Origin of the sequence: Modicisalibacter muralis, from assembly GCF_900102945.1 — a bacterium.
GTDB classification, from domain to species: domain Bacteria; phylum Pseudomonadota; class Gammaproteobacteria; order Pseudomonadales; family Halomonadaceae; genus Modicisalibacter; species Modicisalibacter muralis.
The window spans coordinates 192,922-212,851 of record NZ_FNGI01000007.1 but is presented as its reverse complement, the minus strand read 5'-3'; the positions used below and the strand labels follow the sequence as shown (position 1 = coordinate 212,851).

General features: G+C 62.2%; 19 protein-coding genes. 15 read left to right on the top strand and 4 right to left on the bottom strand.

Features of this window, described 5'->3' with window-relative positions; all coding sequences use genetic code 11:
• The 3 genes from BLR92_RS13300 to lhgO all read left to right on the top strand — a co-directional run.
• Positions 1-1,183: aldehyde dehydrogenase (NADP(+)) (locus tag BLR92_RS13300; RefSeq protein ID WP_089729353.1), on the top strand; the 1,183-nt coding region annotated here is incomplete at its 5' end.
• A gap of 75 nt (positions 1,184-1,258) precedes the next feature.
• Positions 1,259-2,269: an Ldh family oxidoreductase gene (locus BLR92_RS13295; protein WP_089729351.1), complete on the top strand. Its 1,011-nt coding sequence runs from the start codon at positions 1,259-1,261 to the stop codon at positions 2,267-2,269.
• Between the two features lie 143 nt (positions 2,270-2,412).
• Entirely contained in the window at positions 2,413-3,618 is a 1,206-nt protein-coding gene (gene lhgO / locus BLR92_RS13290) for an L-2-hydroxyglutarate oxidase (protein WP_089729349.1), read from the top strand.
• Between the two features lie 30 nt (positions 3,619-3,648).
• Here the strand turns inward: lhgO and BLR92_RS13285 are convergent, their stop codons facing one another.
• Positions 3,649-4,596, bottom strand: a complete 948-nt coding sequence (locus BLR92_RS13285) for an AEC family transporter (RefSeq protein ID WP_089729347.1) — start codon at positions 4,594-4,596, stop codon at positions 3,649-3,651.
• 266 nt (positions 4,597-4,862) lie between these two features.
• Between BLR92_RS13285 and BLR92_RS13280 the strand changes: the two genes are divergently transcribed.
• From BLR92_RS13280 to BLR92_RS13270, 3 genes are read left to right on the top strand one after another with little or no spacing between them, the layout of a single operon-like run.
• A complete protein-coding gene (locus BLR92_RS13280; protein WP_089729344.1) occupies positions 4,863-5,666 on the top strand; it encodes an alpha/beta fold hydrolase in 804 nt (267 codons plus the stop codon).
• Positions 5,663-6,529 carry an alpha/beta fold hydrolase gene (locus BLR92_RS13275; RefSeq protein WP_089729343.1) on the top strand — a complete coding sequence of 289 codons (867 nt, stop codon included), beginning with the start codon at positions 5,663-5,665 and terminating at the stop codon, positions 6,527-6,529. Before BLR92_RS13280 ends, BLR92_RS13275 begins: the two co-directional genes overlap by 4 nt.
• Positions 6,530-6,549: 20 nt before the next feature.
• Positions 6,550-7,581 (top strand): patatin-like phospholipase family protein, encoded by a 1,032-nt coding sequence (locus tag BLR92_RS13270; RefSeq protein ID WP_089729341.1) that lies wholly within the window; start codon positions 6,550-6,552, stop codon positions 7,579-7,581.
• 170 nt (positions 7,582-7,751) lie between these two features.
• Here BLR92_RS13270 and BLR92_RS13265 read toward each other — a convergent pair whose 3' ends face one another.
• Positions 7,752-8,339, bottom strand: a complete 588-nt coding sequence (locus BLR92_RS13265) for a Smr/MutS family protein (protein WP_089729339.1) — start codon at positions 8,337-8,339, stop codon at positions 7,752-7,754.
• Positions 8,340-8,428: 89 nt separating this feature from the next.
• Here BLR92_RS13265 and prmB point away from each other — a divergent pair, with 89 nt between their 5' ends.
• Together prmB and aroC are read left to right on the top strand one after the other, a co-directional pair.
• Positions 8,429-9,439 carry a 50S ribosomal protein L3 N(5)-glutamine methyltransferase gene (prmB, locus tag BLR92_RS13260; RefSeq protein WP_089729337.1) on the top strand — a complete coding sequence of 337 codons (1,011 nt, stop codon included), beginning with the start codon at positions 8,429-8,431 and terminating at the stop codon, positions 9,437-9,439.
• 11 nt (positions 9,440-9,450) lie between these two features.
• A complete protein-coding gene (gene aroC, locus BLR92_RS13255; RefSeq protein ID WP_089729335.1) occupies positions 9,451-10,536 on the top strand; it encodes a chorismate synthase in 1,086 nt (361 codons plus the stop codon).
• Between the two features lie 193 nt (positions 10,537-10,729).
• Here the strand turns inward: aroC and BLR92_RS13250 are convergent, their stop codons facing one another.
• On the bottom strand, positions 10,730-11,266 hold the full coding sequence (locus tag BLR92_RS13250; RefSeq protein WP_089729333.1) for a DUF1269 domain-containing protein: 537 nt from the start codon (positions 11,264-11,266) through the stop codon (positions 10,730-10,732).
• Positions 11,267-11,465: 199 nt separating this feature from the next.
• Here BLR92_RS13250 and BLR92_RS13245 point away from each other — a divergent pair, with 199 nt between their 5' ends.
• The 3 genes from BLR92_RS13245 to phaC all read left to right on the top strand — a co-directional run bounded on the left by BLR92_RS13245 (position 11,466) and on the right by phaC (position 14,432).
• On the top strand, positions 11,466-11,846 hold the full coding sequence (locus tag BLR92_RS13245) for a hypothetical protein (RefSeq protein WP_089729331.1): 381 nt from the start codon (positions 11,466-11,468) through the stop codon (positions 11,844-11,846).
• Positions 11,847-12,022: 176 nt separating this feature from the next.
• Complete coding sequence (locus BLR92_RS13240) at positions 12,023-12,466, top strand: phasin family protein (protein WP_089729328.1); 444 nt, start codon at positions 12,023-12,025, stop codon at positions 12,464-12,466.
• Positions 12,467-12,575: 109 nt separating this feature from the next.
• The gene (gene phaC, locus BLR92_RS13235) at positions 12,576-14,432 is read left to right on the top strand and encodes a class I poly(R)-hydroxyalkanoic acid synthase (protein ID WP_089729326.1); all 1,857 of its coding nucleotides are present in this window, start codon (positions 12,576-12,578) and stop codon (positions 14,430-14,432) included.
• 30 nt (positions 14,433-14,462) lie between these two features.
• Here the strand turns inward: phaC and BLR92_RS13230 are convergent, their stop codons facing one another.
• On the bottom strand, positions 14,463-15,353 hold the full coding sequence (locus BLR92_RS13230) for a LysR family transcriptional regulator (RefSeq protein ID WP_089729324.1): 891 nt from the start codon (positions 15,351-15,353) through the stop codon (positions 14,463-14,465).
• Positions 15,354-15,511: 158 nt separating this feature from the next.
• Here BLR92_RS13230 and leuC point away from each other — a divergent pair, with 158 nt between their 5' ends.
• The 4 genes from leuC to asd are packed head-to-tail and all read left to right on the top strand — an operon-like array spanning position 15,512 to position 19,879.
• On the top strand, positions 15,512-16,969 hold the full coding sequence (leuC, locus tag BLR92_RS13225; protein WP_089729321.1) for a 3-isopropylmalate dehydratase large subunit: 1,458 nt from the start codon (positions 15,512-15,514) through the stop codon (positions 16,967-16,969).
• 3 nt (positions 16,970-16,972) lie between these two features.
• Positions 16,973-17,632 carry a 3-isopropylmalate dehydratase small subunit gene (gene leuD / locus BLR92_RS13220; RefSeq protein ID WP_089729319.1) on the top strand — a complete coding sequence of 220 codons (660 nt, stop codon included), beginning with the start codon at positions 16,973-16,975 and terminating at the stop codon, positions 17,630-17,632.
• Positions 17,629-18,711 (top strand): 3-isopropylmalate dehydrogenase, encoded by a 1,083-nt coding sequence (leuB, locus tag BLR92_RS13215; protein WP_089729317.1) that lies wholly within the window; start codon positions 17,629-17,631, stop codon positions 18,709-18,711. The genes leuD and leuB overlap by 4 nt, the downstream gene beginning before the upstream one ends.
• A 55-nt stretch (positions 18,712-18,766) precedes the next feature.
• A complete protein-coding gene (asd, locus tag BLR92_RS13210) occupies positions 18,767-19,879 on the top strand; it encodes an aspartate-semialdehyde dehydrogenase (RefSeq protein ID WP_089729315.1) in 1,113 nt (370 codons plus the stop codon).
• Positions 19,880-19,930: the final 51 nt, after the last annotated feature.

Genomic DNA, 19,930 nt, shown 5'->3' with positions numbered 1-19,930 from the left:
GGAGCGTCAACCGCTGCCGCGCGCCGATCTGCGCCAGCGGCATATCGCGCTGGGCCCGGTGGCGGTGTTCGGCGCCAGCAACTTCCCGCTGGCGTTTTCCGTCGCCGGCGGCGACACCGCCTCGGCGCTGGCCGCCGGCTGCCCGGTGATCGTCAAGGCGCACCCGGCGCATCCTGGCACCTCGGAACTGGTGGGTCGGGCGATCCAGAGCGCCGTGGCGGCCTGCCACCTGCCCGAGGGCGTGTTCTCGCTGCTGTTCGGTTCAGGCAATGCGCTGGGCGGGGCGCTGGTCGCCGATCCGCGCATCAAGGCGGTGGGCTTTACCGGCTCGCGCAGTGGCGGGCTGGCCCTGCTGAGGATCGCCCAGCAGCGCCGTGAGCCGATCCCGGTGTATGCCGAGATGAGCAGCATCAACCCGGTGTTCGCACTGCCGCAGGCGCTCAGGGCGCGGGGCGAAGCCATGGCCCAGGCGTTCGTCGCCTCGCTCAACCTGGGCGCCGGGCAATTCTGCACCAACCCCGGCCTGGTGATCGCCGAGCAGGGCCCGGCGCTCGATGCCTTCGTGCAGGCCGCCGGCGAGGCCCTCAAGGCCAGCGCGGCCCAGACCATGCTCACCCCGGGCATTCACGACGCCTATGAGCAGGGCGTGGCACGGCTCGCCGGCAACAGTCAGGTGCGCGACGTGGCGCGTGGCCAGGTCGGCGAAACCGTCCACCCGTGCCAGGCCGGGCTGTTCGTCACCGCGGCCGAGGATTTCCTCGAAGACTCGGTCCTGCAGGAAGAAGTCTTCGGCGCCACCTCGCTGGTGATCGAATGCCGGAATGCCGAGGAAATGAAGCAGGTCGCCGAACGCCTCGAAGGCCAGCTCACCGCCACCCTGCAGATGGACGACGCCGATACCGAGGCCGCGCGGACTCTGCTGCCGACGCTCGAGCGCAAGGCCGGGCGGATTCTGGTCAATGGCTGGCCCACCGGGGTCGAGGTGGGCCATGCCATGGTGCATGGCGGCCCCTACCCGGCGACCTCGGACAGCCGCACCACCTCGGTAGGCAGCGCGGCGATCCAGCGCTTTTTGCGCCCGGTGTGCTATCAGGACCTGCCGGCAGGATTGTTGCCCGAGGCGCTGCGTGAGACGAACCCGCTGGGCCTGACACGGCTGGTGGATGGCAAGCGCGAGAGCTGAACCTATCGACAAGAATGAGGTTGAAGGTTTTTCTGGACCTTCAACCTCGTTTATTCGACATCTTGTGTGGAATCTATGGATAAAAATGTAACGTTGTCACTTGAAGAAGCGGATTTACTCAGTAATGACGTGCTGACAAGTAATGGATTTAGTCAAGAGCACGCCGCAGCCATTACAAGAAGCGTACTTACGGCACAGCGTGATGAATGTCACTCCCATGGTTTATATCGGCTGATCGGTTGCGTACAGACAGCTCGTAGAGGAGGAGTGGACCCTCGCGCGATACCTAAGGTATCCGATGATGCGCCAGGTATTGTCCGCGTCGATGCTCAAAGAGGTTGCTCACTGCTATCATTCGAAAAGGGTAAGCCGCATCTTATAGAAAAAGCCAAGCATTGCGGGCTGGCAGCTCTTGCAATAAATAACAGCTTTCATTTTTCCGCCCTTTGGTCCGAAGTGGAATCGCTCTCGGAAGAAGGGCTCGTAGCCTTGGCCATGACGCCTAGCCATGCTTATGTCGCGCCGGCGGGAGGTACGTCTCCACTGTTTGGAACCAATCCGGTGGCGTTCTCATGGCCGCGCCCCGGCGGCGTTCCCTATACTTTTGATTTTGCAACCAGTGTAGTGGCACGAGGTGAAATCGAGCTTCACAAGCGAGCCGGTAAAACCCTTCCTGAAGGGTGGGCGATCGACCGTAATGGCGATCCGACAATAGACGCCGAAGCTGCACTGTCTGGCGCGTTGCTAACCTTTGGAGGATACAAGGGATCCGCGCTTTCGACCATGATCGAATTGTTGGCTGGGCCGCTTATTGGCGATTTATTGGGGCATGAGACGCGAGCCGTCGATGAAAACGGTGAAGGAAAGCCATTCCATGGCGAGCTTGTATTGGCATTCTCACCTGAAGTGTTTCTGGGGAAAGAGACAGAAAAGCACATGCATCATGCTGAGTCCCTTTTTGAAGGAGTCTTGAGCCAAGGCGCTAGATTGCCATCTCAACGTCGCCATGCAGCGAGAGCGCGAAGCCTGGCTGATGGTATAAAAATCCCCGAGTCCCTTTATAAAGAACTGAAATTATTGATTTAAGCTAATCCAATCGTTTCTTTATAGATTAAGCCCGGGAATATTCCTGAGAAAGTGCTGAGAACAAGCAGCGGTGTCATCACCGCGCTTGAGAATTATCGGGTGTCCGAGGTGCCCAGGGCCAAACAATAAGCAAGGCAGGTTGTATGCATTCATTCGCTATCGTGGGCGCGGGCATTCTGGGGTTGGCCACCTGTTTGAAGATCAGAGAGCGATTTCCCGATGCCTCCATCGTCGTGCTGGAGAAAGAGAGCGATTTCGCCGCGCATCAGTCCAGCCATAACAGCGGCGTGATCCATTCGGGCATCTATTACAAACCCGGTTCCCAGAAATCCCGCTTCGCCCGTGCCGCCAGCCAATCGATGACCGCGTTCTGCCAAGCGCACGACGTGAATCACCGAATCTGTGGCAAGTTGATCGTCGCCAGGGACAACGAAGAACTCAAGAGACTGGATGTCAGTTACGACAATGGCAGGCGGAGCGGGCTCCGGGTCGAAAAGCTCTCATCGGAGGAGGTTCGCGGCCATGAACCGCACGCGCGAGTCCATGGCGGGCTATTCGTCCCCGAAGCCGGCATCGTCGACTACAAGGATGTCTGCCGCAAGCTCGTGGATCGGCTGAAAAACCTGGGTGTTGAATTCAGGTATCGCGAAGAGGTGCGTGCCTTGAAGGAGGAGCGAGGGCATCTTGGTGTCTTCACCAGGGAGAACTCCTACAAGGTGGGTATGCTGATCAACTGCGCGGGGCTGCATAGCGACAGCGTGGCGCTGATGCAGGGCCTGTCAGCGGCAAGAAAGCAGTTCCAGGTAGTACCGTTTCGTGGCGACTTCTACACGCTAAAGGCGTCCCGGGCGCATCTGGTCAAGGGGCTCATCTATCCCGTGCCGAATCCCAAATACCCTTTCCTTGGGGTGCATCTGGGCAGGCTGATCAGCGATAAGGTCGAGGTTGGGCCGAACGCGGCGCTGAATTTCTCCCGCGAGGGTTATGACAGAAGCATCGTTTCCCGCGAGCTTGCCAGGACGCTGGCCTTTCCCGGGTTCTGGAAGATGGCGGGCAATTACTGGAAGGAGGGCGTCGCCGAGATCTGGCGCTCGTATAACAAGCAGGCGTTCCTCAGGGCGGCGCAGCGCTATGTGCCGGAGATCCAACTCGACGATCTCGACACGGTTCACGCGGGTATTCGCGCGCAGACGTTGTCGAGAGCGGGCCGCATGCTGGACGATTTCGAGGTGCTGACCGGATACCGCTCGGTGCACCTGATCAACGCCCCGTCTCCCGCTGCGACATGCTCCTTCGAGATCGCTGGCTTCATCGTGGACAGGGTTGCCCGGCATCGGGCCGAGCATTGAAAAAGCGCTCGCAATCGGGTGAGTCTGGCCCTAGATCAGTCCGCCCACGCGCAAGACGAATACCCCGCTCGTCACCGTGACGCTGGCCAGCAGCGTGGTCAGGGCGATGATGTTGGCCGCGAGCCTGGCGTCGCCGCCCATCGCCTTGACCATCACGAAACTGGCCGCCGCCGTCGGGCTGGCGAAGAACAGGAACAGCAGGCCGAGTTCGGCGCCGGAGAAACCCACCAGCCAGGCGGCGGCGGTGGCGAGCGCCGGTAGCGTGACCATCTTCATCAGGCTGGCGCCGAGCGCGGTCGAACGTTCGCTGCGCAGCGCGCTGACCGACAGCGTGCCGCCGATACAAATCAGCGCGAGTGGCAGGGTCAGCGAGGCGAAATAGTTGCCGCTGGTCATTACCCAGCCGGGTAGCGCGATATCGAACCAGGCGACGGGTATGGCCACTAGTACCGAGAGAATCAACGGATTATGGGCGATATGCTTGAAGATGCTGCGCCAATCGGCACGTTTGCCGGGTTGATAAGCGACCAGCACGATCACGGAAAAAATGTTATAGCAAAGAATCACCACGCCCAGCAGTAGAGCGCCAGCCGAGAGACCGTAGCTGCCATACATGCTGGCGGCCAGCGCAATACCGACGATACCGCAATTGCCGCGAAAGGCGCCCTGCACGTAGACCCCGCGATCGGCATACGGCACCCGCCAACTGGCCCACAGCCAACTGAGCAGGAAAGTACCCAGCGTCGCGATGGCGAAGAAACCCAACAGCTTCGGATTGAAGGTGGCGTCGAGATCGGCCTGGATGATGCTGAGAAAGATCAGTGTCGGCATCGTGGCCCTGAATACCAGTGCCGATGCCGTGGCGATGAATGCGCTATCGATCCAGCCGATGCGCTTCAGGCCGATGCCGATGAAGACCATGGCGAACACCGGCAGGGTGACTTCCAGCGTGTGCAGGAAGACAGCAAGCAGACTCATGGGTTATTCAACTCCCTAGCGAACCAGCCAGAAGCCGACCAGCAAGGCAACGATCACCGTGATGAAGAACAGGCGATTACGCAGGCGGGTATCTCGCGGAGGGTGGAGTTTTGGCACGAGCGATTCCTTGTCGGTGGTCGAGCGGGAGCGGATTAATACGAGCGTATGATTGGCGTCGTCGGCGTAACATGGTAAACCCGTTAGCCTGCTACGCCCAGTCGTGTCATCACGGGCGTGCCCTTTCGTCATAGGAGAATACGGTTTCGATGCCCCCACGCCAACGCCTGGTCTTTGCGCATGCCAACGGTTTTCCCGGAGCCAGCTATCGCAGCTTCCTGGCCCCTTTGGCGAAGCGCTTCGAGCTTCATCCCATGGATCGCCTGGCGCACCATCCCGATTATCCAGTGAGCAATAACTGGCCGGCATTATGTGATGAGTTGGTCGCGAATCTACGCGCCTTCGATGCGCCGATCATCGGTGTCGGGCACTCCATGGGTGGCGTGCTGATGTTGATGGCGGCCGAGGCGATGCCCGAGGCGTTTCGCTGCCTGGTCGTGCTCGACCCGCCGCTGATGGTGGGGCGCGATGCCTTGTCGTTGCGTTTGGCCAAGCGTTTGGGCCTGGCGGATCGAGTGACACCCGCCGGACGCAGCCTGGGTCGCCGCCATATCTGGCCGAACCGCGAAGCGATGCACCACTATCTGCGACGGCGAACGCTCTTTGCGCATTTTACCGATGAGGCACTGCGCGACTATATCGAAGGCGCCACGCGGCTGCATGACGATGGCAGCGCCGAGTTGGTTTATGACCCGGCCATCGAGGTCGAGGTGTTTCGCCATCTGCCGGACCATCTGCATGGCCTGACGCGCCGCCTCGCGGTGCCGCTGGCGTTGATTGCCGGCGCCGATTCCACGCTGTTGACGTCATCGCGGCGTCGGCGCCTCGCACGCCATGGCGTGCGTGTCGAGCAGACCCCGGGGGGCCACATGTTTCCCATGGAATACCCCGATGAAGCTCGCCAGTCGCTGCTCGACGTCCTCGATTCCCTGTTGGAGAACGATATCGCATGAGCGCTCCCCAAGAGCTGACCCTGGCCAATGGCCGTCTCGCCGCGTTGAGCTGGGGGCGCCCAGGCGCAACCACCTGGCTGGCACTGCACGGATGGCTGGATAACGCAGCGAGTTTCTCGCGTCTGGCGCCATTGCTCGTCGAGCGACTGGATATTCGCATCGTCGCCATCGACTTCGCCGGCCACGGCCTGTCGCGGCGACATCCTGCCGGTACCGACTATGCGATCTGGGACTATACCCATGATGTGCTCGATGCCCTCGAATCGCTGGAACTGACGCAGGCAACGCTACTCGCCCATTCGATGGGCGCCGGCGTGTCCTGCCTGGTCGCCGCGGCGTTGCCCGAGAAGGTCGAACGTCTGGTGTTGATCGATGGGCTCGGCACCCTGACCACGCCGGCCGAAGATACCGCCAAGCAACTGCGCAAGGGATTGCTGGGACATCGTCGCCGCTCATCCCTGGCACCGAGCTATCCTGATATCGAGAGCGCCGTCGGCGCGCGGGTCGGTGGTGGCGTTACGCCCATCGATGCGCAAACCGCCGAGCCATTGGTCGTTCGCAACCTGGCGCGAGACGAGCACGGTCACTTGCGCTTGCGCACCGATGGCCGGCTACTGCGGCCGTCGATGGTGCGCTTGTGTCCCGATCAGGTGTTGGCGATGCTGACGGCCATTCAGGCGCCGGTGTTATTGATTGAAGGGGAACAGGGGATTCTCGGTGAGCGTGAAATCTCGCATCGTGCGCGGGCTGCGGTGAGCCAGCTTCGGCGTCGGGTATTGCCCGGAGGGCATCACCTGCACCTGGAGCCGACGGCGGTGGCGGCGGTGGCCAGGGCCATCAATGAATATTGCGCGAGCGATTGAAGCCGCGCAGGGAGGCTGGCATGGACAAACGCATCGCCCTGGTGCTGGGCAGTGGCGGGGCACGCGGTTATGCGCATATCGGCGTGATCGATGAAGTCGTCGCCCGGGGTTACGAGATCGTGGCCATTTCCGGCTGCTCGATGGGCGCGCTGATCGGTGGCGTTTATGCGGCCGGCCAGCTCGATGGCTATCGTGACTGGGTCTGCAAGCTCGATTACTTCGACATCCTCAAGCTGGTCGATGTGACCTGGAGCCCGATGGGCGCGATGCGCGCCAACCGGGTAATGAACAAGCTCGAAAGCCTGGTCGGCGATACGCTGCTCGAGGATCTGCCGATTCGGGTGACCACCGTGGCTACCGATCTCAATCGTCAACGCGAGGTCTGGTTTCAGAACGGCCCGTTGCTGCGTGCCATTCGTGCCTCCATCGCCGTGCCGGGGATCATCACGCCGGTGAAGCTGGGCGACCAGGTATTGGTCGATGGCGGCTTGATGAATCCGCTGCCGATCATTCCCACGGTATCGGCCCAGGCCGATCTGATTCTCGCCGTCAACGCCACCGCCCAGACCCATCAGCCGGTCACCCTGGAGGACTTGCTGCCGCCCGACGAGGTGGCCGAGGAGCAGGCGCGAGAGGCCCGGCTCGAGGCCCAGGGCAAAGGGTTCTCCGGCTGGCTGGGCGGCGTGCGTGGGCGTGCGCAGCGTATCTTCGGCGGCGCCGACGAAGACGAGGAGAGCGATGATGAAGAGACGAGCCGTAAGAAGGCCGCCGAGCGCGCCTGGAGCAAGCTCGACATCATGCTGGCATCGTTCGAGATCACTCAGGGGGCACTGGCCAAGTACAAGATTGCCGGCTACCCGCCGGATATATTGGTCGATATTCCCAAGACGGTCTGCGGCGCCTATGAATTCCACCGCGCCGAAGCGTTGATTCGCCTGGGTCGGCACCTGGCCTCGCAGGCGCTGGATCGCTTCGAGGGACGCGAAGGCGTCATACCGGGTGGTGGGCAGGTGATGATCAGTGAGCCGGCGGTGGGCAAGCCCGCCAATTAGAGAATCGCTGAATAAATCGCCGAGCGGGATGATGCGGGCGCCGCTGCGTGGCAAGACGCACGGAACACAGAAGGCGAGGCATAACATGAGTTAGGTGAGTCTCGACCGGGCTGGCGCACCAGTACCGCGCAACGCTGCCATTCGCCCGTGCAGGCATTTATACGGGATTCTCAGACCTCGCCGCGACGGCGCAGCAACACATACACCGCGCCGGTGCCACCATCGAGATCGCGCGCCGAGCAGAACGCCAGCACGCTGGGCCATTCGCGCAGCCAGGCGTTGACGTGGCTCTTGATCACCGGGTAATCGGTCATGCCGCTATTCATGCTGGTGCGCGCCTTGCCATGCACCACCAGCACGCAACGCATGCGCTGGGCACGAGCATCGAGCAAAAAACGCTCCAGTTCGTTACGCGCTTCGTCGATGGTATGGCCGTGCAGGTCGAGGCCGGCTTCCCAGGGGAGCTGGCCGCGCTTCAGCGCAGTGCGCGTGCGGTGGGGCAGGTCGGGCACGCTGAAATCGAGGCTGGCGCTGGGGCGTACCGGCTCGACGCGACCGTCGCTGGTGCGGCTCGCCAGGGTGCTGGGCGGCGCGGAAATAGCCGCATCGCGTCGCTCGGCGAGGCTTTCGGCATCATGGCGCGGGCGTTTTCCGGGGTCGGCGCGATCGTTCGATAGCCGCCGCACGCCAGCGCCTTCCAACGCCTGGCGGAACAGGCGAATCTCCTCGTCGTCGGGCGTGGAGTGGCGTCGGCTCATTACTCTCTCGGTTAGCGCTGTGGATTTCGCAGGCGTCCAGTATATCGTCAAGCGCGGCAGTTTTGGCAGCGTCTGGCTTGACGGGTACAATGGCGAACTCCCCTAGCCTTGTTACAGGACGCCGCGTGACCTCCCGACTCGCCGCCGTATCCAGCCTGACCCTAGACGACCGGCAACTCGCCGACGAACTCGTCACGCTGCGCGACTGCCTGCGCTGGGCGACCAGCGAGTTCCATGCCTATCGACTGCATTTCGGTCATGGCACCACCAGCGCCTGGGACGAGGCGGTAGCGCTCACGCTCGGCGCATTGCACCTGCCCTGGGACGTCGATCCCTCGGTGCTCGACGCGCGCCTGTTGGGTATCGAACGAGTTCGCATCGTGGCGTTGGTACGTGCGCGTATCGAAACCCGCAAGCCGCTGCCGTATCTGCTCGGCGAGGCGTTCTTCGCCGGTTATCCCTTCGAGGTCGATGAGCGGGTATTGATTCCGCGCTCGCCGATCGCCGAGCTGATCGAACACGACTTCGCCGCCTGGTTCCCCGACCATCCGCCGTCGCGGGTGCTCGACCTGTGTACCGGCTCGGGATGCATTGGCATCGCCACGGCGTTGCATCTGCCCACCGCCGAGGTCGATCTGGTCGACATCAGCGCCGATGCCCTCGAGGTGGCCAAGGCCAACATTACCCGCCACGACGTCGGCGCCCGGGTGCGTGCGGTGCTGTCCGACGTGTTCGATGGCGTGGCCGGCCAGCGCTACGATCTGATCGTCGCCAATCCGCCTTATGTCGATGCGCGCGACCTCGCCGCCATGCCCGAGGAGTTCCGCCACGAGCCAACGCTGGCGCTGGGCGCCGGCGATGACGGCCTGGCTATCGTGCGCCGGGTGCTGCGCGAGGCGCGTGGGCATCTCAACGACGATGGCGTGCTGATCGTCGAGGTCGGCAACTCCGACCGTCACCTGGAGGCGGCCTTTCCGGCGGTGCCGTTCTTGTGGCTCGAGTTCGAGCGTGGCGGTCACGGCGTATTCGCGCTGACCACCGGCGAACTCGACGACTATGCTTCTCACTTCGAGCCTCCCACCTCGTCTGAGCCCTATTGAGGAAACGCTGAATGTCCGGCAACACCTTCGGTAAGCTGTTCACCGTGACCACCTTCGGCGAAAGCCATGGCCCGGCGTTGGGCGCCATCGTCGACGGTTGCCCGCCAGGGTTGCCGCTGACCGAGGCCGATCTGCAAGACGACCTGAATCGTCGCCGCCCCGGCACCTCGCGCCATACCACCCAACGCCGCGAGCCGGACGCAGTGCGCATTCTCTCGGGCGTGTTCGAAGGCGTGACCACCGGCACGCCGATTGGGCTGCTGATCGAGAACACCGATCAGCGCTCCAAGGATTACTCCGCCATCAAGGACCGGTTTCGCCCGGCGCATGCCGACTACACCTATCATCACAAGTACGGCGTTCGCGACTATCGTGGCGGTGGCCGCTCGAGTGCCCGCGAAACCGCCATGCGTGTCGCCGCCGGGGCCATCGCCAAGAAATACCTGGCCACGCAGGGCATCGTCGTGCGCGGCTACATGAGCCAACTCGGCCCTATCGCCATCGATTTCAAGTCGTGGGACGGCGTCAACGACAATGCCTTCTTCTGCCCCGATCCCGATAAGGTTGCCGAGCTCGAGGCATTCATGGACCAGCTGCGTCGCGATCAGGATTCGGTCGGTGCCAGAATCAGCGTGGTCGCCGAAGGCGTGCCGGTGGGGCTGGGCGAGCCGATTTTTGACCGCCTCGATGCCGAGCTGGCGCATGGCCTGATGAGCATCAATGCCGTCAAGGGCGTGGAGATCGGCGACGGCTTCGCTGCCGTGACCCAGCGCGGCAGCGAGCACCGTGACGAGATGACGCCACAGGGCTTCCAGTCCAATCATGCCGGTGGCGTGCTGGGTGGCATCAGCTCCGGCCAGCCATTGGTTGCGCATCTGGCCTTGAAGCCGACCTCGAGCATTACCCAGCCGGGGCGCTCGATCGACCGGCACGGCAACCCGGTCGAAGTCATCACCAAGGGGCGTCACGACCCCTGCGTGGGCATTCGTGCCACGCCGATTGCCGAAGCGATGATGGCCCTGACGCTGATCGATCACCTGCTGCGACACCGCGCGCAGAACGCCGACGTGCGCGTCGACACGCCGCGCCTGACCTGAGGAATCATGCATAAATGCCTGCACGAACGAATCGCTGTGTTACGCGGTGCTCGAACGCGAGCCCGGTCGAAAGCTCACCTAGCTCATGTTATGTCTCGCTTTCTGTGCTCCGGGCGCCTTGCGAGGTAGCGACGCCCGCATCACTTCGTTCGGCAATTTCTGTCAGTGATTCCTAGGCTGTCCTAACTTAGAGTCAATGGCCTTCGCCTTCGGCGTGATGCCGTTCATCCGGCGTCATCTGCTCGATCGTCACTTCCGGGTGATGTCGGTGAATGATCGAGGTGATTTCCTCTTCGCGCTCGGGCGGCGGGTCGACCATCATCAAGAACGCGCCGCGCTCGAGGTCGTTGCGAAATTTTTCGACCTTCACGTCCTGCACCGAAACACCGACCAGCGTACTCGCCCACAATCCAAACAGGCCGCCAAAAAAGCCCATCAGGATGACCAGCACGGCCTTGCCTTCGTAGGTGGTGGGAAACGCCAGAATGCTGGCAATGACGATGCCTAGCACCAGCCCTAGCGGGACGCCGATCATCAGGCCGCGCTTCCCGGCATTGAAAACATCCGATGTTTGAATCAGCGTTGCCTCGTTGAGCTTTTCCTTGTCGAGCAGGTCATGGTCCTTGCCCATCACATGGACTTCGTTTCGACCCAGCCCAAGCTCGGTCAGCTCATGCGCGATATTGACCGTTGTCTGCGAATCGGGAACCAGGAAATAGTAACGTCGCATGTGTTTGTCCTTTTTATCGTTAATTCGTCGCCAAATTGGTCTACGCCTCTTACTCAAGACCATATTGATGAATTTTTCACGGTTTAGCGCTTTAGCCTGAACTTTAGAAGCATTGTCTTTAGCATGCCCAAGGTCGTGCGCCTGCGATAACGCCGACTGCTACACTCAAAGTCATCTTGTTTCGCGACCGAGTCATGCCATGAAGATTAATGTCGAGTTCGACCTGACCCCCGCCGAGTTTCGCCAGTCGCTGGGCCTGCCCGATGTCGAGTCGTTTCAGCGCGATGTGATGTCACGCATTCAACAGCAGATGGAGGCCGGGGCCGAAGGCTACGACCCCTGGAGTTTGATGCAGCTGTTCATGCAGCAGGGGGCGCAAGGCATGCCACAGGGAATACAGCAGGGCCTGAGCCAAGGCATGGCCAATTTCGGCAACTACCAGCAAATGATGATGGATATGCTGCGTCAGGCTGGCAGCGCGACGGCGGCTGGCAAGGAAAAAGCCGATAGCGATACCGATGAAAACGTGAAACCCAAGGCCAGCGCCTCCGCCAAATCACGCCAGAACCGGAAGCCTTGAGTCAGTCAATCATCTGCCGGTAATTATCGAGGTGAGAACCGGGGTGCCGCTGCCCGATCGGCTCGATGCTGGGCACGACATCGTATTGCAACCTGATGCAGGGCAGACTACGCTTTGTGCAGTGCAGCATGGGTGCGCACTGTCTCGATTGTTCCGCTCATCAGGAGGGATTCGTCATGCAGCAGGACCAGATGTTCAACGCCTTCACCGATCAGACCCGTAACTTCTTCGAACCGATGCGCAAGCTCAATGGCTTGATGCTGGACAATATGGAGAAGATGACCCAATACCAGCTCGAGTCGATGAAGCGCTATAGCCAACTCGGCACCGAGCGTATGCGCGCCGCCTCCGAGATTCGCGATGGCGAGGACATGCGCGACTTCACCCAGCGCCAGACCGAAATCATGAACGAGCTCTCCCAGCAGATGCTGGAAGACGCCCGTGCCATGACCGAGTTGAGCATGGCCTTTAAAAACGAGTTGGAAAGCGTCTTCAACGAAGCGAGCCAGAAGGCTGCCAATCAGGCCAGCGAAGCGACCAAGGCCGCTGCCGAACCGGCCAAGTCTGCCAGCCAGTCGTCGCGTGGCGGCAACAAGAGCGACGCCAGCAAGAGCTCGTGAGAGGTCAATGGTGCGTGGGTGAAGAGCGCCGGCGCTGCCGGCTCTCTTCACCTTGCCGCGAGTCCGCGGAGATCATGGATGGTTCGCTGGAAACCTATCAGGAGGCGTTATGCAGTCAGGTCCGCAACAGGGGGGCGATCCCCTGGCCAATGAGCAATGGAAAGAACGACTCGAGACGGTTGGCCAGGCGCATCAGGCGCTGTTGCAGGAAATGCTGACTCGGTTATTGCCCAGCGAAGCGAGTGCCTCGGTGCTCAAGGACATGCAGGAAAGCTTTCGCGCTGGCGCCGAGGCGCTATCGCTCAACCCACAGGCACTGTATGGCGCCCAGATGCGTCTGGCCCAGGATCAGATGCAGCTCTGGCAGCGGACCCTGCGCGAAATGCTCGGCGAGGTGGCCGAGCCGGTGATCGAGCCACAAGCTTCGGACCGGCGTTTCAAGGATGACGCCTGGCGCACCGACCCTTTCTATCGCTACATCATGCAGCAGTATCTGCTGACGGCGCGGATGCTCAACGAACTGCTCGATGGCATCGACAGCCTGCCCGAGAAACAGCAGCGCAACCTGCGCTTCTACGCCCGGCAGTACATCAACGCCATGGCGCCGACCAATTTCGTCTCCACCAACCCTGAGGTGCTGCGCCTCACCCACGAGACCGATGGCCAGAACCTGATCGACGGCCTGGAGCGCCTGCGCGAGGACCTGGCCAATTCGGCGGAAGGCCTCAACGTGGCAATGACCGACAAATCGGCCTTTCGCATCGGCGAGAATATCGCCGTGACGCCGGGCGAGGTGGTCTTCGAAAACGAACTGATGCAGTTGATTCAGTATCGTCCGACCACCGAGCGGGTGTTCAAGACGCCGTTATTGGTCATCCCCCCCTGGATCAACAAGTTCTACATCCTCGATTTGCGCCAGGACAACTCGATGATGAAGTGGCTGGTCGATCAGGGCCACACGGTGTTTCTGATCTCGTGGCGCAACCCGGGCGTAGAGCAGCGCGACATCACCTGGGCCGATTACATGCAGCTTGGTCCGGTCGCTGCCATGGGCGCCATCGAGCAGGCCTGCGGCGAAAAATCGGTCAATCTGCTCAGTTATTGCGTCGGCGGTACCCTGGCTGCGACGACCGTTGCCTATCTGACCAGCACGTTTCGTGGGCGCAAGGTGCGCTCGGTGACCTACATGGCCACGCTGCAGGATTTCAGCGACCCTGGCGAGATCGGCGTGTTTCTCAACGAGCCGGTGCTGCAGGGTATCGAGCGCCAACTCGAGGCCGATGGTTATCTCGATGGCCGGGTCATGGCATTCTCCTTCAACCTGCTGCGCGAGAACGATCTGTTCTGGTCGTTCTATATCAACAACTATCTCAAGGGCGAGACGCCGGCGGCCTTCGACCTGCTGTACTGGAATACCGACGGCACCAACCTGCCGGCCGGCACCCATGGCTGGTATATGCGCCACATGTACCTGAACAATCGCCTGATCGAACCCGACGGTATCGAGCTCGACGGCGTCAAGATCGACCTGCGCAAGATCTCCGCGCCGAGCTATTTCGTCTCGGCTCGCGACGATCACATCGCCAAGTGGCAAACCACCTACACCGGCACGCAATTGCCCAAGGGGCCGGTGGCCTTTGTGCTCGGCGGGTCGGGGCATATCGCCGGTATCGTCAATCCACCGGCCAAGAACAAATACGGCTACTGGACCAACGACGAGCTACCTGAAAGTCCCGGTGAATGGTTCGAGGGCGCGACCTACAACGAGGGTTCATGGTGGCCGCATTGGCAGGCGTGGATGACCGACAACGGTTACGTCGACATGAAAAAGCGCGTGGCGGCGCGCCAACCCGGCGCGGGCAAGCTTGCGATCATCGAGCCGGCGCCGGGGCGCTACGTGCGCCAGACGATTCCCGAAGTGCTGGAAAAGCTCGATGAGAATGCCGACGCGCCGGCTGAAGGATGACCGGTTACGCTCGCTCAAGGCAGACCCGCGTTACCCTTCGCGGGCCTGCGGCGTTACCGCGTTGTCGAGCATTGCTAGCATCGAGCGCGCGGCGTTGGAGAGCGTGCGACTCTTGTGGACCAGATAGCCCAGCGGGCGCTCGATGGGGCTATGCTCGATGGGTAGTATCTGCACCTCTTCGTCGATCAGCGACTCCGGCAGCACGCTCCAACCCAGCCCGATGGCGACCATCATCTTCAGCGTTTCCAGATAATTGGTGGAAAGCGCGACGTTCACCTTGAGGCCATCGCGAGCGAAGGTGTCGACGACGATGCCGCGCGTGAAGGTCAGATGGCCGGGTAGCACGGCGTCATAGGCCGACAGAGTGGATAGCGGTAGCGCGGCGCGCCCCGCCAAGGGATGCTCGTTGCCGCAGACGAAGCGCAGCCGGTCGATCCATATCGGCACCACGGTGAGTTGCGGGTCGGGCACCGGCGCCAGCGTGACTACGGCAATCTCCAGTTCGCCATCCAGCACGCCTTGGTAGGCCTGCTCCGAATCCAGAAAGCGCATGTCCATGCGCACCTCGGGGTGCGCCTGGGTGTAGGCCTTGAGAATCGGCGGCAAGCGATGCAGGCCGATGTGGTGGCTGGTGGCCATGGTCAGGCTGCCGCCCACGTCGCCGGTCAGGTTGGCCAGCGCGCGCCGGCTGTCGTCGACCATCACCAGAATCTCGCGGGCGCGTGGCAGCAGAAGTTGCCCGGCCTCGGTCAACGAGACTTGCCGGCCAATCCGATCGAACAAGCGCGCGCCGACCTGAGTCTCCAGGGTGGCGATACGCTTGCTGACCGCCGGCTGGGTCAGATAGAGCTGCTCGGCGGCCAGCGAGAAGGAGCTGTTATCGGCGACGGCGAGAAAGGCTTGCAGGCTCTGGGTATCCATGGCGCCCTCGTGAGGAAAGTTCTTTTATCTATTCTATTATGGAATCCAAAGGATAAATAACATGAATTGCTTTTATGGATTTCAGTCCCTAGTCTCATAGATCACCGGACAACACGCGCCCAGGCGCATCGAGGCTCATAGAAGCCTGGAGGAGAATCATGGCAGGCCAGACCCTTTACGATAAGTTGTGGTCGCAACATTTGGTCAAGGAGCGCGACGATGGCACCGCGCTGATCTACATCGACCGCCATCTATTGCACGAGGTGACCTCGCCGCAGGCCTTCGAGGGCTTGCGTCTGGCCAGGCGCAAGCCGTGGCGCCTGGATGCCAACCTGGCCACCCCCGACCATAACGTGCCGACCACGCTCAAGGAGCGTGCCGCCGGCAACGCAGGCATTCTCGATCAGGTCTCGCTGATCCAGGTGCAGACGCTCGACGACAACTGCGAAGCCTACGGCATCGAGGAATTTCGTATCAACGACGCGCGCCAGGGCATCGTGCACGTGGTCGGCCCGGAGCAGGGCGCGACCCTGCCCGGCATGACCGTGGTCTGCGGTGATTCGCACACCGCCACGCATGGCGCCTTCGCTGCGCTGGCGCATGGCATCGGCACCTCCGAGGTCGAGCATGTGCTCGCCACCCAGTGTCTGCTGGCGCAGAAGATGAAGAATCTGCGCGTGCGCGTCGAAGGCAAGCTCGGCACCGGCATTACCGCCAAGGACATCGTGCTGGCGGTGATCGGTCGTATCGGCACGGCGGGGGGCACCGGCTACGCCATCGAATTCGCCGGTAGCGCGATCCGCGAGCTGTCGATGGAAGGCCGCATGACCATCTGCAACATGGCCATCGAGGCCGGCGCGCGGGTGGGCCTGGTGGGCGTCGACGACACCACCATCGATTACCTGCGCGAACGCCCCTATGCGCCGACTGCCGCGCAGTGGGACGCCGCCGTGGCTGCCTGGCGTGATCTGGTATCCGACGACGATGCCCGGTTCGATAAAGAAGTGGTGATCGACGCCGCCGAGATCGCCCCGCAGGTGACCTGGGGCACCAGCCCGGAAATGGTCGCGCCGGTCTTCGGCGAGGTTCCCGACCCGGCCGGCATCGCCGACGATAGCGTCAAGGGTGGCGTGATTCGTGCGCTGGAGTACATGGGCTTGGCGCCCCGGCAGAAGATCACCGATATCCGCCTCGACAAGGTGTTCATCGGCTCGTGCACCAACTCGCGCATCGAGGACCTGCGCGAAGCGGCCAAGGTCGCTAAGGGCAACAAGGTTGCCAAATCGATCCAGCTTGCGATGGTCGTGCCGGGCTCCGGCTTGGTCAAGCGTCAGGCCGAGGCCGAAGGGCTCGACAGGATATTCCTCGAGGCCGGCTTCGAATGGCGCGAGCCGGGCTGCTCGATGTGCCTGGCGATGAACGCCGACAAGCTGGGCGCCGGCGAGCACTGCGCCTCGACCTCGAATCGGAACTTCGAAGGGCGCCAGGGCTACGGCGGGCGTACCCATCTGGTCAGCCCGGCGATGGCTGCCGCCGCGGCGATTGCCGGGCACTTCGTCGATATCCGCGGATTTTCACAACAGCCACAACAGCCACAACAGCCCCAGGAGGCCTGAGCCATGCAGTCATTAACCCAGCATCAGGGCCTGGTGGCACCGCTCGACCGCGCCAATGTCGATACCGACCTGATCATTCCCAAGCAATTCCTGAAGTCGATCAAGCGCACCGGCTTCGGCCCCAATCTGTTCGACGTGTTGCGTTATCTCGACGAGGGCTATCCGGGCCAGGATGTGTCGCAGCGTCCGCTGAATCCCGATTTCGTGCTCAACCAGTCGCGCTATCAGGGCACCAGCATCCTGCTGACGCGACGCAACTTCGGCTGCGGCAGTTCGCGCGAACATGCGCCCTGGGCGCTGGAGGATTTCGGCTTTCGCGTGGTCATCGCACCGAGCTTCGCCGACATCTTCTACAACAACGCCTTCAAGAACGGCATCCTGCTGGTCCCGCTGGATGAAGACACCGTCGAGCGGCTGTTCCAGGAAGTTGAGGCCAGCGAGGGCTATCGTCTCGACGTCGACCTCGAGGCCCAGACCGTCACCACGCCGAGTGGCGAGGTATTGAGCTTCGACGTCGATGGCTTCCGCAAGCATTGCCTGCTCAACGGCCTCGACGATATCGGCCTGACGCTGCAGGACGAAGAGGCGATCCGCGAGTTCGAACAGAAACACCGCCAGGCGCACCCCTGGCTGTTCCGTGACAACCAGAGAGAGGCGTCATGAGCCATCGGATTCTCGTTCTGCCGGGCGACGGTATCGGCCCGGAAATCACCGCCGAGGCGGTCAAGATACTCAATGCCTGCCGCGAGACCGGGCTGGAACTCAGCCTGGAAGAAGGGCTGGTCGGTGGCGCCGGTTACGATGCTCATGGCGAGCCGTTGCCCGCCGCAACGCTGGATAAGGCCAAGGCCGCCGATGCGATTCTGCTCGGCGCCGTGGGCGGCCCCAAGTGGGACAAGCTCGAGGACATCGCCAAGCGACCCGAGCGCGGGCTGCTGGGACTGCGCAAGAACCTCAACCTGTTCGGCAACCTGCGCCCGGCGATTCTCTACCCGCAACTGGCCGAGGCGTCGAGTCTCAAGCCCGAGGTGGTCTCCGGGCTGAATATCATGATCGTGCGCGAGCTCACCGGCGGCATCTATTTCGGCCAGCCGCGCGGCATCGAGCAGCGCGACGGCCAGCGGGTCGGTTTCAACACCTACGTCTACTCTGAGGCCGAGATCGAGCGCATCGGCCGCGTCGCCTTCGAGATGGCGCAAAAGCGCGGCGGCAAGTTGTGCTCGGTGGACAAGGCCAACGTGCTCGAGGTCACCATGCTGTGGCGCGAGGTCATGGAGCGCCTGGCCGATGATTACCCCGACGTCGAGCTATCGCACATGTACGTCGATAACGCCGCCATGCAGCTGGTGCGTGCGCCCAAGCAGTTCGACGTCATCGTCACCGGCAACATGTTCGGCGATATTCTCTCCGACGCGGCGGCGATGCTCACCGGCTCGATCGGCATGTTGCCGTCGGCGTCGCTCAACGAGCATGGTCAGGGCATGTACGAACCGTGCCACGGCAGTGCGCCGGATATCGCCGGTCAGGGTCTGGCCAATCCGCTGGCGACGATTCTTTCCGTGGCGATGATGCTGCGCTATTCATTGAACGAGGGTGAACTCGCCGCGCGCATCGAGCGTGCCGTGGGCAGTGTGCTCGACGATGGCTTGCGCACCGCCGATATCGCCTATCCGGGCACCCGCCAGGTGTCCACCGCCGAGATGGGCGATGCCGTATTGGCCGCCTTCCATACCTCGGCCTAACAGCGCTCGTGGCACCCGCGAACGCACAAATACAGAATTCCAGGAGGACATTCATATGTTGAAAGTCGGATTTGTCGGTTGGCGTGGCATGGTCGGTTCCGTGCTCATGCATCGCATGCGCGAGGACAACGACTTCGCCGGTATCGAGCCGACGTTCTTCACGACGTCGCAGGTCGGCAAGCCCGGCCCCGAGATCGGCGTGGACGTGCCTCCGCTCAAGGATGCCTTCGATCAGGACGCACTCAAGGCGTTGGATGTGATCGTCACCTGTCAGGGCGGCGACTATACCGAGGAAGTCTACAAGCCGCTGCGCGAGTCGGGCTGGAAGGGCTATTGGCTGGACGCCGCCAGCACGCTGCGCATGAGCGACGAGGCGACCATCGTGCTCGACCCGGTCAACCGCCACGTCATCGATGCCGAGCTGGCCAAGGGCGCGAAAACCTTCGTTGGCGGCAATTGCACCGTCAGCCTGATGCTGATGGGTCTGGGCGGTCTGTTCGAGGCCGACCTGGTCGAATGGATGACCTCGATGACCTATCAGGCCGCCTCCGGCTCCGGCGCCAAGCACATGCGCGAGCTGCTCAGCCAGATGGGCACGCTGCGCGACAGCGTGCAGCACGAGCTGGACGACCCGGCCAGCGCCATCCTCGACATCGATCGCAAGGTCTCCGCCTCGATGCGTGGCGACGCCTTCCCGATCGAGAACTTCGGCGCGCCGCTCGCCGGCGGCCTGTTGCCGTGGATCGATAAGGCCATGGACAACGGCCAGAGCAAGGAAGAGTGGAAGGGCGGCGTCGAGTCCAACAAGATTCTCGGCCACGGCGCCAGCCCGATTCCCATCGATGGCTTGTGCGTGCGTATCGGCGCAATGCGCTCGCATAGTCAGGCCTTCACCATCAAGTTGAAGCGCGATGTGCCGATAGATGAAATAGAAGATCGCCTGGCCAGGCATAACGACTGGGTCAAGGTCGTCCCCAATGAAAAGGAGGCGACCCTGCGCAACCTGACCCCGGCCGCCGTGACTGGCACCATGAGCGTACCGGTGGGCCGCCTGCGCAAGCTGGCGATGGGTGGCGAGTACCTGACCGCTTTCTCGGTCGGCGATCAGTTGCTGTGGGGGGCCGCCGAGCCTCTCAAGCGCATGCTGGGGATACTGCGCGAGCAATAAACCACGCATGTTCTGGCTTACTCGGCGCCTCCTTCGGGAGGCGTCGTTGCG

What these genes read in the sequence shown, in the direction of transcription:
- BLR92_RS13295 (WP_089729351.1), top strand. Translation starts at nt 1,259, where the DNA reads ATGGATAAAAATGTAACGTTGTCACTTGAAGAAGCGGATTTACTCAGT.
- prmB (WP_089729337.1), top strand. Translation starts at nt 8,429, where the DNA reads ATGGCGAACTCCCCTAGCCTTGTTACAGGACGCCGCGTGACCTCCCGA.
- BLR92_RS13275 (WP_089729343.1), top strand. Translation starts at nt 5,663, where the DNA reads ATGAGCGCTCCCCAAGAGCTGACCCTGGCCAATGGCCGTCTCGCCGCG.
- BLR92_RS13250 (WP_089729333.1), bottom strand. Translation starts at nt 11,266, where the DNA reads ATGCGACGTTACTATTTCCTGGTTCCCGATTCGCAGACAACGGTCAAT.
- phaC (WP_089729326.1), top strand. Translation starts at nt 12,576, where the DNA reads ATGCAGTCAGGTCCGCAACAGGGGGGCGATCCCCTGGCCAATGAGCAA.
- BLR92_RS13285 (WP_089729347.1), bottom strand. Translation starts at nt 4,596, where the DNA reads ATGAGTCTGCTTGCTGTCTTCCTGCACACGCTGGAAGTCACCCTGCCG.
- leuB (WP_089729317.1), top strand. Translation starts at nt 17,629, where the DNA reads ATGAGCCATCGGATTCTCGTTCTGCCGGGCGACGGTATCGGCCCGGAA.
- leuC (WP_089729321.1), top strand. Translation starts at nt 15,512, where the DNA reads ATGGCAGGCCAGACCCTTTACGATAAGTTGTGGTCGCAACATTTGGTC.
- lhgO (WP_089729349.1), top strand. Translation starts at nt 2,413, where the DNA reads ATGCATTCATTCGCTATCGTGGGCGCGGGCATTCTGGGGTTGGCCACC.
- BLR92_RS13270 (WP_089729341.1), top strand. Translation starts at nt 6,550, where the DNA reads ATGGACAAACGCATCGCCCTGGTGCTGGGCAGTGGCGGGGCACGCGGT.
- BLR92_RS13240 (WP_089729328.1), top strand. Translation starts at nt 12,023, where the DNA reads ATGCAGCAGGACCAGATGTTCAACGCCTTCACCGATCAGACCCGTAAC.
- BLR92_RS13280 (WP_089729344.1), top strand. Translation starts at nt 4,863, where the DNA reads ATGCCCCCACGCCAACGCCTGGTCTTTGCGCATGCCAACGGTTTTCCC.
- leuD (WP_089729319.1), top strand. Translation starts at nt 16,973, where the DNA reads ATGCAGTCATTAACCCAGCATCAGGGCCTGGTGGCACCGCTCGACCGC.
- BLR92_RS13265 (WP_089729339.1), bottom strand. Translation starts at nt 8,339, where the DNA reads ATGAGCCGACGCCACTCCACGCCCGACGACGAGGAGATTCGCCTGTTC.
- BLR92_RS13230 (WP_089729324.1), bottom strand. Translation starts at nt 15,353, where the DNA reads ATGGATACCCAGAGCCTGCAAGCCTTTCTCGCCGTCGCCGATAACAGC.
- aroC (WP_089729335.1), top strand. Translation starts at nt 9,451, where the DNA reads ATGTCCGGCAACACCTTCGGTAAGCTGTTCACCGTGACCACCTTCGGC.
- BLR92_RS13245 (WP_089729331.1), top strand. Translation starts at nt 11,466, where the DNA reads ATGAAGATTAATGTCGAGTTCGACCTGACCCCCGCCGAGTTTCGCCAG.
- asd (WP_089729315.1), top strand. Translation starts at nt 18,767, where the DNA reads ATGTTGAAAGTCGGATTTGTCGGTTGGCGTGGCATGGTCGGTTCCGTG.